The 16,386-nt window shown below is 70.0% G+C and carries 18 protein-coding genes; 6 read left to right on the forward strand and 12 right to left on the reverse strand.

The window, feature by feature from the left end; genetic code table 11:
• Positions 1–14 precede the first annotated feature (14 nt).
• The 3 genes from VFK57_23150 to VFK57_23160 are packed head-to-tail and all read left to right on the forward strand — an operon-like array spanning position 15 to position 2,852.
• Positions 15–1,361, forward strand: a complete 1,347-nt coding sequence (locus VFK57_23150) for a PQQ-binding-like beta-propeller repeat protein (protein HET7698632.1) — start codon at positions 15–17, stop codon at positions 1,359–1,361.
• A 1-nt stretch (position 1,362) separates the two neighbouring features.
• On the forward strand, positions 1,363–2,427 hold the full coding sequence (locus VFK57_23155) for a hypothetical protein (protein ID HET7698633.1): 1,065 nt from the start codon (positions 1,363–1,365) through the stop codon (positions 2,425–2,427).
• A gap of 17 nt (positions 2,428–2,444) precedes the next feature.
• Positions 2,445–2,852 carry a hypothetical protein gene (locus VFK57_23160; GenBank protein ID HET7698634.1) on the forward strand — a complete coding sequence of 136 codons (408 nt, stop codon included), beginning with the start codon at positions 2,445–2,447 and terminating at the stop codon, positions 2,850–2,852.
• A 252-nt stretch (positions 2,853–3,104) separates the two neighbouring features.
• Here the strand turns inward: VFK57_23160 and VFK57_23165 are convergent, their stop codons facing one another.
• Positions 3,105–3,254, reverse strand: a complete 150-nt coding sequence (locus VFK57_23165) for a hypothetical protein (protein ID HET7698635.1) — start codon at positions 3,252–3,254, stop codon at positions 3,105–3,107.
• 152 nt (positions 3,255–3,406) lie between these two features.
• Entirely contained in the window at positions 3,407–3,964 is a 558-nt protein-coding gene (locus VFK57_23170) for a DnaJ domain-containing protein (GenBank protein HET7698636.1), read from the reverse strand.
• 86 nt (positions 3,965–4,050) lie between these two features.
• Between VFK57_23170 and VFK57_23175 the strand changes: the two genes are divergently transcribed.
• The 3 genes from VFK57_23175 to VFK57_23185 are packed head-to-tail and all read left to right on the forward strand — an operon-like array spanning position 4,051 to position 7,147.
• The gene (locus VFK57_23175) at positions 4,051–5,310 is read left to right on the forward strand and encodes an FG-GAP-like repeat-containing protein (GenBank protein ID HET7698637.1); all 1,260 of its coding nucleotides are present in this window, start codon (positions 4,051–4,053) and stop codon (positions 5,308–5,310) included.
• Entirely contained in the window at positions 5,307–5,771 is a 465-nt protein-coding gene (nrfH, locus tag VFK57_23180; GenBank protein HET7698638.1) for a cytochrome c nitrite reductase small subunit, read from the forward strand. Before VFK57_23175 ends, nrfH begins: the two co-directional genes overlap by 4 nt.
• Positions 5,768–7,147, forward strand: a complete 1,380-nt coding sequence (locus VFK57_23185; GenBank protein ID HET7698639.1) for an ammonia-forming cytochrome c nitrite reductase subunit c552 — start codon at positions 5,768–5,770, stop codon at positions 7,145–7,147. Before nrfH ends, VFK57_23185 begins: the two co-directional genes overlap by 4 nt.
• Before the next feature lie 23 nt (positions 7,148–7,170).
• Here the strand turns inward: VFK57_23185 and VFK57_23190 are convergent, their stop codons facing one another.
• From VFK57_23190 to VFK57_23235, 10 genes are all read right to left on the reverse strand, one after another.
• Positions 7,171–7,677, reverse strand: coding sequence for a hypothetical protein (locus VFK57_23190; GenBank protein HET7698640.1), 507 nt, complete (start codon positions 7,675–7,677; stop codon positions 7,171–7,173).
• 89 nt (positions 7,678–7,766) lie between these two features.
• On the reverse strand, positions 7,767–8,987 hold the full coding sequence (locus VFK57_23195) for a serine hydrolase domain-containing protein (protein HET7698641.1): 1,221 nt from the start codon (positions 8,985–8,987) through the stop codon (positions 7,767–7,769).
• A gap of 67 nt (positions 8,988–9,054) precedes the next feature.
• Positions 9,055–10,410: a DUF58 domain-containing protein gene (locus VFK57_23200; GenBank protein HET7698642.1), complete on the reverse strand. Its 1,356-nt coding sequence runs from the start codon at positions 10,408–10,410 to the stop codon at positions 9,055–9,057.
• 18 nt (positions 10,411–10,428) lie between these two features.
• The gene (locus VFK57_23205) at positions 10,429–11,406 is read right to left on the reverse strand and encodes a MoxR family ATPase (GenBank protein HET7698643.1); all 978 of its coding nucleotides are present in this window, start codon (positions 11,404–11,406) and stop codon (positions 10,429–10,431) included.
• Positions 11,393–12,559, reverse strand: coding sequence for a DUF4350 domain-containing protein (locus tag VFK57_23210; protein HET7698644.1), 1,167 nt, complete (start codon positions 12,557–12,559; stop codon positions 11,393–11,395). The genes VFK57_23205 and VFK57_23210 overlap by 14 nt, the downstream gene beginning before the upstream one ends.
• Positions 12,556–13,335 carry a DUF4129 domain-containing protein gene (locus VFK57_23215; protein HET7698645.1) on the reverse strand — a complete coding sequence of 260 codons (780 nt, stop codon included), beginning with the start codon at positions 13,333–13,335 and terminating at the stop codon, positions 12,556–12,558. The genes VFK57_23210 and VFK57_23215 overlap by 4 nt, the downstream gene beginning before the upstream one ends.
• A complete protein-coding gene (locus VFK57_23220) occupies positions 13,319–14,053 on the reverse strand; it encodes a hypothetical protein (protein ID HET7698646.1) in 735 nt (244 codons plus the stop codon). The genes VFK57_23215 and VFK57_23220 overlap by 17 nt, the downstream gene beginning before the upstream one ends.
• Positions 14,043–15,026, reverse strand: a complete 984-nt coding sequence (locus tag VFK57_23225; GenBank protein ID HET7698647.1) for a stage II sporulation protein M — start codon at positions 15,024–15,026, stop codon at positions 14,043–14,045. Before VFK57_23225 ends, VFK57_23220 begins: the two co-directional genes overlap by 11 nt.
• On the reverse strand, positions 15,023–15,766 hold the full coding sequence (locus VFK57_23230; protein ID HET7698648.1) for an RDD family protein: 744 nt from the start codon (positions 15,764–15,766) through the stop codon (positions 15,023–15,025). Before VFK57_23230 ends, VFK57_23225 begins: the two co-directional genes overlap by 4 nt.
• Positions 15,738–16,385, reverse strand: a complete 648-nt coding sequence (locus tag VFK57_23235; protein HET7698649.1) for an RDD family protein — start codon at positions 16,383–16,385, stop codon at positions 15,738–15,740. The genes VFK57_23230 and VFK57_23235 overlap by 29 nt, the downstream gene beginning before the upstream one ends.
• Position 16,386: the final 1 nt, after the last annotated feature.

Here is a 16,386-nt window from a genome sequence, read left to right on the forward strand (position 1 = left end):
ATAGAATCCAGCGCATGTCGACGCACCTTCGCTTCGCGGCGGCCATGGCCGGCCTTGCGTTCCTCACTGGCGCGGGCGCACTCGCGCAGTCCCGCGCCGGCGACTGGCCAAGCTGGCGCGGCCCCGACGGCGGCGTCTCTCCGGCCGCGTCGCTGCCGACGCGCTGGAGCGCGACCGAGAACGTCGCGTGGAAGGCGGCACTCGCCGGTGCGGGCGTGTCGACGCCGATCGTCAGCGGCGACCGCGTCTACGTCACCTCGCAGATCGGCGCCGGCGTCCGCCGCGAAGGCAACCACCCGCGCCTCGTGCAAGGCGCGGATGCCGCCGCCCAGGGCGAGCGCCCGCTCGGCGCGGCGAGCGCGCCCGACCCCGGCAGGACGACGTTCGTCGTCGAGGCGTTCAATCGCGCGGACGGCACGCGCGTGTGGGAGCGCCGCATCGACGCCGAGGGGGATCTGACCCCCGTTCACGACAAGCACAACCTGGCGACGGCGAGCCCGGCCAGCGATGGCTCGATGGTCGTGGCGTGGTTCGGCACCGGGCAGGTGGTCGCGCTCGATCGCGCGGGCGGCGTGCTGTGGCAGCGGAACCTCGCGCGCGAGAACGGGGCGTTCGACATTCAGTGGGGACACGGCAGCTCGCCGGTGCTGCACGGGGACACGGTGCTGCTGCTCTGCGACCAGCCCTCGCGGTCGTATCTGCTGGCGATCGACAAGGCGACGGGCAAGGATCGGTGGAAAGCGGATCGCGGCACGGGACGCGCGTCGTACAGCACGCCGCTCGTGGTGCAGGGGCCGTTCGGCACCGAGATCGTCGTCAACTCCACCGAACGGATCGACGCCTACGACGCCGCCAGCGGCACGCTGCTGTGGCACGCCGGCGAAGCGAGCCGGTTCGCCGTGCCGACGCCCGTGTTCCATGGCGGCGTGATCTATGCCAGCCGCGGCTACCGCAGCGGCCCATACATGGCGCTGAAGCCGGGCGGGCGCGGCGACGTGAACGGCACGCACACACTCTGGCGCGTCGCCACCGGCGCGCCGTACGTCTCCTCGCTGCTCTTCTACGAGGGGCTCGTCTATATGGCCAACGACGTGGGCGTGCTCACCGCCGTCGACGCGGCGAGCGGCCAGCGGGTCTGGCAGGAGCGGGTGGACGGCGTGTTTTCGGCCTCCCCGGTGGGCGGCGGCGGGCACGTCTATTTCGTCAGCGAGAACGGCGAGACCGTCGTCGTCAAGGCGGGACGCACGCCGCAGATCGCCGCGCGCAACCCGCTCGGCGAGCGCGCCATTGCGTCGCCGGCGATCGCCGGCGGTCAGATCTTCCTCCGCACCGACCGGCACGTGTTCGCGATCGGCCGCTAGCGTGACCTGGAGCGTGCGCTCGGCGGTCGTCATCGCGGCGTGCGCGGCGCTGGCGCCGCAGCCGCAGCCGCCGGCGCCGCGGCCGTCCCCATTCGCCGCGCAGATCGCCGCCCTGTCGGAGGCGCCCGGCTACTTCGACACCGACAACCTGATCTCCAACGAGCGCTCGTACCTGCAGGTCCTTCCGGAACTGCAGCGGCGCAACATCCGCGGCGGCGCCTACATCGGCGTCGGCCCCGATCAGAACTTCTCCTACATCGCCGACCTGCGTCCCGCGCTGGCGATCATCGTCGACATCCGCCGCGACAATCTGCTCCTCCACCTGCTCTTCAAGGCGCTCTTCTCGCTGTCGCGCACGCGGGTCGAGTACCTGGCGCTGCTGACGGGGCGTCCGGTTCCCGCAGCGCTCGACGGCTGGCGGACCGCGCCGGTCGAGCGGCTCGTCGCATACATCGACAACACTCCGGCCGCCCCGAGGCGAGTGGATGACGCGGTCAACCGCATCGGCGTGCCGCTGTCGGCGGACGATCGGGCGACCATCGGCCGCTTTCACGGGCGGTTCATCGCCGAGGGGCTGTCGCTGCGCTTTCAGAGCACCGGACGCCCGCCGCAGTCCTATAACCCCACGCTCCGCGATCTGCTGCGTGAGACCGATTCGGCGGGACGCCAGGCCAATTACCTCGCCTCGGAGGAGGGGTTCCAGTTCGTCAAGGATCTGCAGGCGCGCGATCTGGTGATTCCGGTGACGGGCGATCTGAGCGGCCCCTCGGCGCTGATCGCCATCGGCCGGCTGATTGCGGCGCGCGGCGAGCGGCTCTCGGCGTTCTACGTCTCGAACGTCGAGTTCTACCTGTTCGGCGCCGGGACGTTCGGGCGCTTCGCGGCCAACCTGGAGCGCCTGCCGCGGACGCCGAACAGCGTGCTGATCCGGTCGGTCTTCGGACGCTTCGCCGCGCCGGCGCGCAGCGGCGACGCCAGCAGCCAGCACCTGCAGCCCGTGGTCGAGCTGCTGCGCGAGCACGCCGCCGGACGGATCCGCAGCTACGGCGACATCGCGGCGCGCTAGCGGGTTACCATGAGGGCATGCCCCTCGACGAGCGCTCGCTGTTCACCGACAAGCACGAGACCAGGCCGGGACGTTTCCAGTGCCCGAAGTGCCGCCGCACCGGCGAATACAGCATCCGGTGGGTGCGCCGCACGAAGAAGGACCGGCTGCCGCCCGGGGCCGACGAGGTGGATCGCGCCAAGTTCGCCAAGCTGCGCAACTATCTGCTCAGACTGGACGACGAAGTCACCTGCAAGACCTGCGGCAGGAAGTTCGAGATTCCGTCGCAGCAGTCGATGATCTTCGTCGACCAGCTCGCCGGGCTGCCCAACGAGGAGGATCTCGAGCGCGAGATCGCCGCCGCGTCCGGCGAATCCGAGCCCGAGCCGCCGAAGAAGCCGAAACTGCCGGACCGGTTCACCCGCACCCCCAGCGGCTGGAAGTAAGACAGCAGCGCCGTCCTGGGAAGGAATTTGCCGAGACACGGAACCTTTCTCTCCCCGGGGGCAGACCTTTTCACCGGCAATCGCGGGTTTTCCGGCGCATTTCGCTGGAACCGATGTTGCTCCGGTGGAAGGCGTGCCTCTTGACGTCGCCATCGGACGCGCGCTCGCATGGTGCGCTCATCCTTACCTTTCGTGGCGGCGTCTGCCGGCATCCGGTCGCGTGCTGCTGGTGGCTGCGTATGTCAGTGCCGGCTACGTGACCGTGTTGACGCTGCTGCTGGTCTCCTGATCGGTCGCCGCGGCCGCGTCACACCGGTCTGCCGTCATGACGCCGCCGGCCGGCGGCCGGTGGTCGGTTCCGTCCTTCGGGGTGGGTCCGTGGCGCGGGCGGATGTCCCGCAACTCGGGTCCAGATCTCCCCGGCCGATCACCGGGCGCCGGCCGCCGTCGATCCCGCCTCCGCGTCAGAGCGATGCCCTCGGACATGTGAACGCCTCCCCCCTGACGATAGCGGGCCGGCGTGACAACGGGGAAACGCGTGCGTTTCAGGAAGGTCAGGGATTGGCGTCGGTCGTCGCCGTGAGGCGGCGCCGCATGTTCACGTCGCGGTTCTGTTCGATGTAGTCGACGCCGTCGGCGGTGATCGCCAGCCGCGACTGATCGTCGCGGGTCACCAGCTTCCGCTGCGTCAGGTACCAGATCGTGAACTCGAGGTGCTCGCGAGGCTGGCCTGTCAGCTGCGACAGCTCGTAGTTGGTGAACGCCGGCGACCCCGGCTCGGCCCGTCGGCGCGCGTAGAGGATCTCGAGAATCGTGCACCGGAGCTGCTGTTCCAGCTCGAAGTCGCTGGCGCCGCTCGCCGTCGCCGCGAAGCGCCACCGCTCCTGCCGCAGCGCCTGGTGATGGACGTCGTACTGCGCCCGCTTCTCGGGCACGCTGAGCACCGAGTACGCCTCGTGCAGCGCGCGGAAGCGATCGGCGTCGCCGGTCTCCTTGTTGTCAGGATGGAAGCGCTGCGCGAGCAGCCGGAACACCCGCTGAACGGTGTCCGGATCGGCGTTGGGGCTGATCTGCAGCGTCTCGTAGTAGTCGACGGGGTGACCCTCTGACATGCACGTCCTTTCCGCTGGCCGCAGATGATCGCCGAAACCCTGCCGCGAGCGCAAGGCGGACGTAGAATCGCGCCGGAGGTCCGCACATGACCAGAGGCCGTCAGGAGATGGCGATCGCGGCAGGACTGGTGGCGCTGCTGCTGTGCCGCAGCTCCGCACAGACCGGCATCCGATTCACCGTGGTGCCGATCGATCCCGGCGCCGCCGAGTCCGTTGCGGTTGCGGACGTGAACAACGACGGCCGCCTCGACATCGTGTCGGCGGAGAGCTGGTACGAAGCCCCGGCATGGACCAGGCGCGCCATCCGCGCGATTCCCGTCGCCAGCGGCTACGTCGATTCGTTCAGCGACCTGCCGCTCGACGTCGACGGCGACACCTTCACCGACGTGATCCAGATCGGCTACTTCGCGCGGCGCATCGTCTGGATGAGGAACCCCGGACGGAGCGGAGAGGCATGGACGGAGCATCTCATCGACGCGGTCGGGCCCACGGAGTTCGCCTTCCTCGTCGACCTGGACAACGACGGCAAGGCCGACGACCTGCTGCCGCAGTTCACCGGCGCGGCGCAGGCGCCGCTGACCTGGTACGACCTCCAGGACGGGAAATGGATCAAACACGCCGTCAGCCAGCGGAGCTACGGACACGGCATCGGCGCCGGAGACGTGAACGGCGACAAGCGCAACGACATCCTGACGCCGCAGGGCTGGCTGGAGGCGCCCGCGGATCCGCGCGCGCCCGGCGACTGGACGTTTCACGCCGCCGACTGGCAGCAGCGCGCGATTCCGCCGCCGGTGAAATCCGGCGCCGCCTCCGCGAACGCCCCGCCGCCCATCGCTGTTCCCCCGACGACGGAGCCGGCCCCGTCGCCGCGCGGGGCCGAGTGGGGATTCCTGCATGCGATCGACGTCAACGCCGACGGCCGTACCGACGTCCTCACGACCAGCGCGCACAGCTACGGGCTCTGCTGGTTCGAGCAGCGGGCTGACGGCACCTGGCAGCAGCACGTGATCGATCACAGCTGGTCGCACGCGCACGCGTCCGCGCTTGCCGACATGGACGGCGACGGGCGCCTCGATCTGGTCACGGGCAAGCGCTTCCAGTCGCGCAACGTGGCGGCGGCGGGCGACGACGAGCCGCTGGGAATGTATTGGTATCGATTCGAGCGCACGCCGGGCGGGCCGGTCGCCTGGTCGCGCCATACCATCGACTTCGGCGGCAAGGCGGGCGCCGGGCTTCAGATCGCGGTGCGCGACATGGACGGGGACGGCGACCTGGACGTGGTCAGCGCGGGCAAGTCGGGACTGTATCTTGCACGAAACGAGAACCGATCGCGTTCTCGTCGATGACTGCTTCGCGTCCGGCCCGGCTCGTCGTTATCGCGTGGGTCCTTACCGGGATCGCCCTCGGGCTCGGCACCTATACATTCGCCTACGCGAAGGGGTATTCGTACCTGACCAACGATCCCGCGGCGTGCGCCAACTGCCATGTCATGCGCGACCACTACGCCGCCTGGACGCGCTCGAGCCACCGCGCCGTCGCCGTCTGCAACGACTGTCACACGCCGCCAGGCGTCGTCGGGAAGTACACGACCAAGGCGCGCAACGGTTTCTGGCACTCGTTCTATTTCACGACGGGGCGGTATCCCGATCCGCTGCGGATCACGCCGCGCAACCACGAGGTGGCCGAGATCGCCTGCCGCAAATGCCACAGCGAGCTGACCGCCTCGATTGATCCGGCACACATGGAGACAGGGCGCGGCGGCCTCTCCTGCACCAGGTGCCACAACGACGCAGGACACATCGAATGAAGCGCCCGATCCCAGCGCCGGTCCTCATTGCCGCGTTTGCCGCGATCGCCGCGATTGCGGTCACGGCGCTCCTGGTGAACATCTTCAGCCGGCAGCAGGAAGGGCGGAACCCTTTCTACCGCGTCGTCGAGCTCGACGACCAGACGGTTGATCCCGCGGTGTGGGGCAGGAACTTTCCGCTGCAGTACGACAGCTACCGCCGGACGGTCGATCAGGTCCGGACGCGGTACGGCGGCAGCGAGGCGGTGCCGCGGGCGCCGACGCAGGCCGATCCGCGCAGCGTCGTCGCGCAGTCGCGCCTCGCCGAGGATCCGCGGCTGAAGACGATGTGGGCGGGATACGCGTTCGCGCGCGACTTCCGCGAGGAACGCGGGCACGCCTACATGCTCGAGGACCAGACCTTCACCGAACGCCAGATCGCGTCGCAGCAGCCCGGCACCTGCATGCATTGCCACGCGTCGGTCTACGTGCCGTACAAGCAGCTCGGCGGCGGCGACCTGATCAAAGGGTTCGAGACGATGAACCGGATGACGTATCAGGAGGCGCGGACGAAGGTGACGCATCCGGTCGCGTGCATCGACTGCCACGATCCATCGACGATGCAGCTGCGCGTGACCCGGCCCGGGTTCCTCGAGGGGATTGCGAAGGTGAAGGCGGCGCAGGGGGCCGCCGGCTACGACGTCAACCGCGACGCCACGCGGCAGGAGATGCGCGCCTACGTCTGCGGCCAGTGCCACGTCGAGTACTACTTCAAGGGTCCGGAAAAGCGCTTGACCTATCCATGGGACAAGGGGCTCAAGGCCGACGAGATCCTCGCCTACTACGAAGAGTCAGGCTTCAAGGACTGGACGCACGCCGAGAGCGGCGCGCCGGCGCTCAAGGCGCAGCACCCCGAGTTCGAGATGTGGAACCAGGGCGTGCACGCGCGATCCGGCGTCGCCTGCGCGGACTGTCACATGCCGTATCAACGCGTAGGGGCGATGAAGGTCAGCGATCATCACGTGCGCAGTCCGCTGCTCAACATCAACCGCGCCTGCCAGACCTGCCACCGCTGGCCCGAAGAAGAGCTGAAGGCGCGCGTCGAAACGATTCAGGACCGGACGTTCCAGGTGCGCAACGTCGCGATGGACGCGCTCGTCGCGCTGATCGGCGACATCAAGGGCGCGCGGGCGGGCGGCGCTGCCGACGGCGCGCTGGAGCAGGCGCGGCGCCACCAGCGGCGCGCGCAGTTCCTGCTCGATTTCATCGAGGCCGAGAACTCGATGGGATTCCACGCCGACCAGGAAGCGATGCGGATCCTGGCGCTGTCGCTCGACGAGACGCGCCGCGGCCAGCTCGCGCTGCCGGGGCGATCGTCCGGGGGCGGCACTCGCTGATTCGAGCAACCGAAGCGGCGCGATCAGCGGCGCGCCGGCACCTCGGCACCGACAGTGCCGACGATGCCCTGGTCGTCCGAGAACGTGATGACCACTCGCAGCGCGGGGAATGCCGTGCTGCCGCCGCTGCCCGGGGCGCAATAGCCAAGCCACGCCGCGCCGGTATCCGTGTAGAACGTATCGAGTTCGCCGCCGGCCGGAACCCGCAGCTTGTCTCCCCAGCAGCTGGGCGCCGTTTCGTCCGACCCCGCTGGACCGTACACCACGACTCGCTGGATCGTCGCGCCGCTCGTCCCGCCCGCTTCCCTCAGCAGGAACCGCACCTCGTAACCGAATCGGGGCGTCCCGGCGTGCACGATGGCGAATGGCTGCTCGATCAGGATCGAGGCACTCGATGGATTGGCTGACGCGGGCGCGGGCGGAGGCGTGGTCGTCGTGACCGTTGATGGCCTCGACGGAGATCCGCCGCATGCCGACAGGAACCAGAAGCCGACGACTGCGCCTCGCCAGGCGGAAGTGTTACGCGTCATGCTGTGCCTCGGCTGTGTCGAAGGCAAACCCGCCACCGTCGAGCCTGGGATGCAGGCGCGCGTATTCTAGCCGGTCCGCAGGCCGGAAGTCACCTCTGATCCGGACCGGCGCCGTTCCCCTGCTGGGCGAATACGTCCGCGATCTTCAGGGCAATCGTGTGCGTGTCCGCGAACGACGTGTTCGACAGGACGGCGACGACAATGCCGTATTCCGGGAACGTCACCAGCGAAGACACGCGACCGCCGCGCAATGCTCCGTCGTGGCCGACGGTGCGCGTTCCCTTGCCCGCGGCCGTGGCGGTTTCGAGGTCCCAGCCAAGTCCGTACCCCGTCTCTTCTCCGGAAGACAGCCGCTGTGACGCCTGGAGCATCTGTACCGTCGCGGGCTTCAGCAGCTTGCCGCCGTTGACGGCCAGCGCGAAGCGCACCAGATCCGACGGGGTCGACAGGAACGCGCCGGCGCCTGCGGAGCAGGACACGTCGAGCGGCTCCGGCTCCTGCGGCCCATACCGCGGGTCGGCGCCGAACCTCGGGAAATAGTAGGTCGCCAGATCGGGCACGGCATCGGTGGTTGAATCGGCCGCCGTGTCGCGCATGCCGAGCGGCTCGAATACCTGCTTCTGCACGACGGCGAAGAACGGCTCCTTCGCCGCGGCCTCGATCGCAGCGCTCACCAGGACCCAGCCGTAGCTCGAGTGCTGGTAGCGCGCGCCAGGCTCGAACAGCAGCGGCCGGTCGGCGAACCGCTTGAACGCGTCCGCGGTGCGCTCGCAATGCTCCACGGTGGGCTCCTCGTCGCCCGCGTCGTTCCGGATCCCGGCGGTGTGCGCCATCAGATGCCGCAGCGTGACCGGCCATTGCTTGTCCGGGAACGATGGCACGTAGGTCTGGATCTCCGACTCGAGATGGAGCTGCTCCCTCTCGAGCAGCAGACCGGCGGCCGCGGACGTCAGCGCGATCGACGCGCTCCCGATCTTGAAGCGCATGGCCGGTCCGACCGGCACCTGGTTCTCGACGTCCGCCCAGCCGAGCCCCTCTGCCCAGACCAGCTCGCCGGCGGCGCCGACGGCGACGGACAGCCCGGGGAGATTCTGCGCCACCAGGCCGGCGCGGGCGATCTGCCGCGCCTGGGCGGCAGCCGCCGACCACCTCGCCGGCGGCGACGAGAGCATCCGCGACGGCACGTGGCCCGGATCCTGATGGATCGGCCTCGCGGTCGCATTGACGTAGAGGAACAGGCCGACGACGAACGCGGCGATCAGCATCGGCGGGACGGCGAGCCAGACGAGCCACTTACGATGGTTCAGCACGGCGCCAGCGTATCACGGCGACTTTGTCACACAAAGCTCTGCCGGTCGCGCGCCATCGAGCGCCCCGTCAAATCAGCCCCGCTCGCTTCACGGCATGGTAGCGGTTCACCAGCTCGACCCCCAGCCACTCCGGCTCGGCGTCTGCCATCAGGGCGTCGTTGGCGGCCAGCCGGTTGAACGCGTTCCGGCGCGCCTGCTCGTACAGATGCGCGGCGGCGATGTCGATCGGATCGGCGTGCTCGAACGGTTGCCGGATCATCTCGCCGACGACGCGCTCGCGGAGGCTGGCGAGCAGCACGAGGTGCCGGTGCCGCAGCAGGCGAAGCGCCGCCGCCAGCTCCGTGCTGTCCTCGTCGCGGAAGTTGGTGATGACGATCACCAGGGCACGCTTGCGCTGCCGCAGCAGCAGCGCGCGCGCCGCGGCCAGGTAGTCCGAATGCGTCGCGGTCGGCTGCACGTCGTACATCTGGCCCATCAACGCGTTCAATGCGTGCTTTCCCTTCCGCGGAGGAAACGAGCGCTCGCCGCCCGGCGGCGTCCCGAACGTCATCGCGCCGACCGCATCCCCCTGCCCGAGCGCCACGTACGAGAGCAGCATGACGGCGTTCAGCACCTGATCGAAGTGCGCGGTGCCGGCCGACGCCGTGCGATCGTCCGCGCGCATCCGCCGGCCGCAATCGACGAGCAGCATCACGCATTGATCGCGTTCGTCCTGGAACTCGCGCACGATCGGCTTGTTCGCCCGCAACGTCGCACGCCAGTCGATGTGGCGGACGTCGTCGCCGAGCCGGTACTCCGACAGCTGCTTGAAGTCGGTGCCCTGCCCGCGCAGCTGATAGGTCTTGACGCCGATCTCCTGCAGCCGCCGGTCCCCGGCCAGCCAGGCATAGCGCGCCACCTGCGCGAAGTCGGGAAACACGCGGCGGCGTTCGGCCGGACCGAGGCGCTGCTGCACCTCCCAGAACCCCCACCGCGAACGGATCCGCACGTCGGCCGGCGCGAATGTCACGTCGCCGCGCATCGTCGGCGTCACGGTATAGGTGACGTCGACACGCTTGCCGCCCTGGATGGCCAGCCGCCGGATCGGCAGCCCCTCGACCGCAAGCGTCGCGTCGGCGTGGTCGTGGAGGTCGCCGCGCCATGTCGCCGTGCCCTGCGCCTCGATGGCCACGCGGATCGGGCGCTTGACGCCGATGGCGAAGGCGGCGGGAAGGTCGCGGGTCAGCATGGGGGACGCCGCGCGCCAGCCTCGAAGCGTCAGCACGAGGTCCACGGCGGCGACCGCCGCGAGCAAGGCGGCCGCGGCGAGCGTGACCCGGCTCACCGCCGGCGCGGTCGCGCCGGCCACCAGCGCGAGCAGCGCGGTCGCGGCAAGCGCGGCCAGGCCGCTCAGCATCGTTCGCCCCGGAAGCGCACGCGTCATGGCCATGCTCCGCCCGGTCTACGCGCGCGGCGCAGCGACCGTCCCGATGATCTCGGTCAGCAGGTCGTTCGCGGTGCGCCCTTCCAGCGAGGCGTCTGGCGAGAGCGCGATGCGGTGGCGCAGCGCCGGCAGCGCGATGCGCTTGACGTCGTCGGGGGTCACGTAGCCGCGGCCGTCGAGCACCGCCACGGCGCGGCCGCCGCGGACGAGCGCCAGCGCGCCGCGCGATCCGCTTCCCATCGCGACGCCGGCATAGTCGCGCGTGGCGCGGACGATCCGGACGGCATAGTCGACGACCTGCTCGTCGACGCGCACACGCGCCGCGAGCTGCTGCAGCGCCAGGACCCCGTTTCCGTCGAGACACGGCGTCACGCCGCCGAGCGGCAGCTCGTCGCCCGTCTGGTTGGCGGTGACGCGGACGACGACCGCCGCCTCGTCCGGCGCCGACGGATAGCCGATCTCGATCTTGAACAGGAACCGATCGAGCTGCGCCTCGGGCAGCGGATACGTGCCTTCGGTCTCGACCGGGTTCTGCGTCGCCAGCACCATGAACGGCTTCGGCAGCGGAATCGTCCGCCCCTCGATCGTGATCTGGTACTCCTGCATGACTTCGAGCAGCGCGCTCTGCGTCTTGGCCGGCGCGCGGTTGATCTCGTCGGCGAGCAGGATGTGCGTGAACGCCGGACCGCGCACGATGCGCAGCTCGCGCGTCGAGGGATCCAGCACCGAGTGGCCGGTGATGTCGGACGGCATCATGTCCGGCGTGAACTGCACCCGCGCGTGCGCGAGCGACAGCGCCTGCGACATCGAGCGCACGAGCAGGGTCTTGCCGAGGCCGGGGACGCCTTCGATCAGCACGTGTCCCGACGCGGCCAGCGCGATGAGGACCTGCTCGATGACGTCCGACTGTCCCACCATCGCGCGCTGGATCGTCGCGCGCAGCCTGGCGAAGACGTCGGCGGCGTTGGCCAGGGCGTCCGTATCAACGTGTTCCATGCTGACCCTTCGTGTGAATGGCGAGAAGTTCGCGCCGCGCCGCTTCGAGCAGGACGATGGCGCGCCGCAGGTCCCCGGCCGCGGATCGGCCGGAGTGGTGAACGGCCGCCGCGAGCGCGCCGGCATCGAAGCCGGTCGCACGCGCGAGGGCGGCGAGCCGCTGGTCGCCGGACAGAACGGCGTAGCCGCTGATGCGGCGGCCGGCGGCCTGCTCGAGAGCGCGCAGCGATGCGGCGTGCAGCGACTCGCCGCCGCCGTGCTGCAGCGCGAACCGCCCGGTGCCGCGGATCTGATCGGCCAGCGACCGCCGCGCGGCGGCGGACGGCGCGGCGAGCGGCCCGAAGCGGCTCGCGCCTCGCCACAGCAGCGCCGCGAGCAGCGTGAGCCCGAGTGCGACGACCGGCGCTCCATGGCGCCAGATCAGCGCCGGCAGCGAGGGAAACTCCTCCTCCGACAGGAAGCGCACCTCGTCGCCGCGCCGCAGCTCGGTCGCGGCGGCGAACAGGCGGCCGTGCTCCCCTTCGAACAACGTGCGCTCCACGAACGGCGCCGCGTTGATCACGGTGACGCGTCCGCGGCCGATCCGCATCCGCATCGCCTGGATTCCACGGTTGTCGCGGAGCGCCCACTCGGGGACCCGCGTGCTCTCCAGCCACGTCATGCCGAGATCGCACAGCCACAGGACGTTCGGACTCGCCGCCGGCCGGCCGCTCACTTCTTCAGTGACCTTGCGGCACGCGGGATCCGGCTCGCCCTTCCAGTTCTTCCAGTCGGGATAACGGCGTACGATCCCGGTCCAGTTCTCGAACGCCTCGTCGGCTTCGACCAGACGGTTGTCGACGACGAGACGGCCGCCCGATTCCACCCACCGCTCGAGGGCGGCGCGGCGGTTGCGCGTCAGGCTCCAGTGCCACGTCGAGATCACGAGCACGGCGTTCGAGTCCGGCACCACGAGCATGCGATCCCATGCCGTCCTGGCGCCGAGCCGCTCCGCGAACCGCTGCGTCGCATAGAACGGATTGACGAGCGCCTCCCCCTTCGGCGGCATCGGGACCTTCACTTCTTCCCAGTACGTGTGATTCGCCACCCAGCCTGCCAGGAGCGCCAGCGGAACGGCCGCCAGGAGCGCGGTGACGATGCGCCTGCGCGTCATGCCGCCTCCGGCGCCGGCGCCGCACCGGCGGAAACCGGACGCAGCGCGGACGCGAACTCGTCGCAGAGCGCATGCACGGTCGTCGTGTCGATCGGCTCGCGTCCGTAGCCGAAGCGCTGCCAGACGCGCACCAGACGGGACAAGTACTCGGCTCTGTCGGGCAGCCGCGCGGCCGCGAGCGCGAGGCAGTCTCCTTCGGTGCTGGACTCCCGGATCGGCACGCCGTGAACGTGTGCGAGCCGCGAGAGCATGCCGCGATACAGCAGCGCGAGCGCCGCCCGCTGCTCGCCGCGATCCCAGAGCTGCCGCGCGGCCGCCCCGACATCGTCAGGCAGCGTCTCGGGCCGGATGTCCAGGTCGCGCACATGCGTGGGCACGACGAACGCGCCGTCCGCGGGATCGGCGAGCCGCGTGCGGGCGACGCGCGTGAGATAGACGACCAGCAGTCCGGCCAGGCCCGCGGCCCCCACCCACACCAGCACCCGGGCCGATTCGCCCACCCAGGCGAGCAGTCCCGAGATCCACGACAACCAGCCGGGCGCACGCCACGGCTTCGACGGAGACGAGTCCCTCCAGCGAAGCGCCTTGATCGTCCGCTCCGTCGCCAGGTTGGGATCCGTTTTGACCGCCTCGATCGCGCGCGGGATTTCGGCGGGGTCGGGAGCCGGCGCGGATGCCGCGGACGCCGGCTGCGCGGCGAGTGCCGCAAGCGGCGGCGCGCTCAGCGTCGCCACCAGCGCCGCGAGCCGGACCCCTCGCTCAAGCCGCGAAGGCACGCCGGAACTCCTGCTCGATATCCCAGGCCTCGAGCTCGGCGCGCCGGTTCAAGTACATCCCGAAGCCGGCGGCGACGTAGAAGGGCTCCACGAACAGCACTGCGAGCGCGTAGCCGATCGGGATGGACAGCATCAGCCACGCCGGGGCCTCCCCCATCACCAGCGCCTCGAACTGCGGCGCGCGCCCTGCCGGCGCGAACCAGAACACGAGCGAGCAGGCGGCCAGCCACAGCGCGATCTCCGCGAGGCTGAATACCGACGTGATCATCAACGCCGGCCCGGCAATGCGGTTGCGGATCACGCGCATGCGCTGCCGCGCGCCGAGGATGGAGAACCCTTCGAGCTGGTAGATTGGCTCGGTCAGCGTGCGCCACGGGGACAGCCGGCGGGCGGTCCACGTGAACGCGCACTGCCGCCACCAGACGGCGCGCTGCGCGCCCCAGACGTCCACGGGCCTGGTCGGCTGGCCGAACGCCGCCCGTGACAGGACGAAGAGGACCGTGCGATCGAGCCAGGGCTTCGCCCACCAGATGACGAAGCCCGGCAGCCACGCCGCGATCTCGTACGACGCCAGCCCGAGGACGATCACGGGCAGCGCGACCATGGCGTAGCAGCCATAGACCGATCGCGCGGCGCTCTGGCACAGGCGGACGCCGAGGTCCGCCCCTTCGAGCGCGGTGCGCGGACGCAGCCGGACCGCCAGCGTGTCAAGCTGCACGGCGCCCCTGCCGGATGAAATAGGTGAACACCGCGATCCAGCACACCGCCGCGACGCTGTACTTGAGCGAGGGCGCCAGCCACTGCGCCGACGACCAGAACGCCTCGATCGCCGCGGCAATCAGCAGCATCATGGCGACGCCGTAGAGCACGACGGCGGAATCGCGCGTCGCGCCGACCAGGGCCTGCCCCCGCGTCAATCGTCCCGGCGCGAGGAGGGCATGGCCGATCCGCAGGCCCGCGGCGCCCGACAGCACGATGGCGGTCAACTCGAACGCCGAATGCGTCGCGACGAACGAATAGAACGTCGGCGCCATGCCGCGCTCGGTGAGATACCCGGCAATCGCGCCGCCGAACGCGCCGTTGTAGACCAGGAAGAACACGCTTCCGAGCCCTGCGAACAGGCCGCCGGCAAAGCACTGGAACGCCACGCCGATGTTGTTCCGGACATAGAACGCGAACATCACCCAGTCGGTCGTCGCCTCGCGTACGCGGCCGATTGCTTCGGCGGACGGCGAATACATCCGATCGAAGGACGACGCAGTGTCGGCGCTGACGACCGAAAGGATCAGCTCCGGCTGGCGGTACACCACCAGACCGACGGCGATGGTCGGCAGCAGGAAGAGCGCCGCGGCGGCGGCGACGTAGCGGGCCTGCGCTCTGACGGCGCGCGGGAAGTCCGCCAGCAGCATCGCCTTCACACGCGCGGCACCGAACTCGTGCTGACGGTAGATCACCTGGTGGCCGTCTGCGGTCAGCCGCTCGAGGCGATCGACCAGGTAGGCCGGATACGATCGGGCCCGCGCCAGCGCGAGCTGCTCGCACGCCCGCCGATAGAGCGCCGCCACGCGGTCGCCCGGCACCTCCTCGCGCGCGCCGGATCGCCGGCCGGTGCGGCCGAGCACGCGGTCCAGCAGCGCTTCGAGCTCCGTCCACTCGGCTTCGTAGAGCGCCTCGAACTGCAGCGGAGTCATGCGCGCCGTCCCAGCGACCAGTGCGCGACGCCGAGCACGCGCCGCGTCACGTCCGGTCCGCGGCGCCCTGCGTCCCCCGACACTACCGCCGCGAGCGCCGCCAGCTCGTCGAGACGCTCGGACGTCAGCCGTGGTGCCCGCGCCGCGAGCGCGATGAGCGCGGCCTGATCGTCGGCGCTCAGCGGCACGACCGGCACGACCGGTTCGACCGACCCCAGCGCCATCCGCGGCGCTCCGCGCGGCTGATGGATCACCAGCGTCCCGGCGGCAATGTCGCCGAGGCGCTGGCAATCCCGCCGCAGCAGCATGCTCACCACAGCAAATCCGTAGCCGAACGGCAGGAAGTCCGCCACGCGCAGCAGATTCCGGGTGAGCGCCGCCGCCGCGGTCACCGGCAGGCCGTTCTCCATCACGACCCTGAGCGCGAACATGCGCTTGCCTGGCGTCGCGCCGCCCGGCATCAGCTCGAACACGACCGGATAGAACCACTCGAGCGCGAAGATGATGATCAGCCACAGCGCGAGGCCGAGCTGCCCGAAGAGGGCGAGGCCGATCGCCGCGGCGTAGATGATGGCCAGCCGGATCACGCCGTCGACCGCAAAGGCGTAGAACCGGACGCTGAGGCCGGCCGGGCGCAGCTCCAGCAGGATGCCTTCCGGAGTCTCCGTGGTGACGACGGTGTCGAGGACCCCGCCGCGGGCCGGCAGCCCCTCAGGCTTTGATGACGAGGGTGTCGGCAAGGTGATCGTGGATGCAGCGCCGCGACTCCCCGAAGATGAAGAGCGCGTCGATGATTCCGTACATCGGGACCACGGCGAGGATCATGTTGACCACGTTGCGCAGCCAGATGACGCGCGACAGCGACACCGGCGACCCGTCGGACCGGACCATCTTGATCCCGCAGGCCTTCTTTCCGATCGACTGGCCGTCGGCCTTCAGACACTTGATGGTGAGCCACAGCCACGCGGCGAAGCCCACCAGCGCCAGCGCCAGGGCGATGCCCATGCCCGTGTTGCCGGCGTCGTCACTGCCCTGGGCCTGCGCGGAGCCGCCGATGAACGCACCGGCAAAGAGCGGCAGATAGACCATCACCCCGACGATCAGCCCGTCGAGCAGGGAAGCGCCGAGCCGGGTGGAGCGATCGGCCAGCAGGATGCCGGCTGCCGGATCCGCGACATCGAGGACGACTGCCTGGGGCGGAGCGTACGGATTTGTCATCGAATCACGATTCCTGTGAGTACGGCGGCGCGCGCCTGGCGATTCTGCATCGGCATTGGCGCCTTCGCCACCACTTTTATCGGATGATGGCGCCGGCTGTGCACGCCCCGTTCCGCGGTTCGCTGGGTCGATCGTGCACACC

The sequence above is a fragment of the Vicinamibacterales bacterium genome, assembly GCA_035699745.1.
In the GTDB taxonomy this organism is placed as follows: Bacteria; Acidobacteriota; Vicinamibacteria; order Vicinamibacterales; family 2-12-FULL-66-21; genus JAICSD01.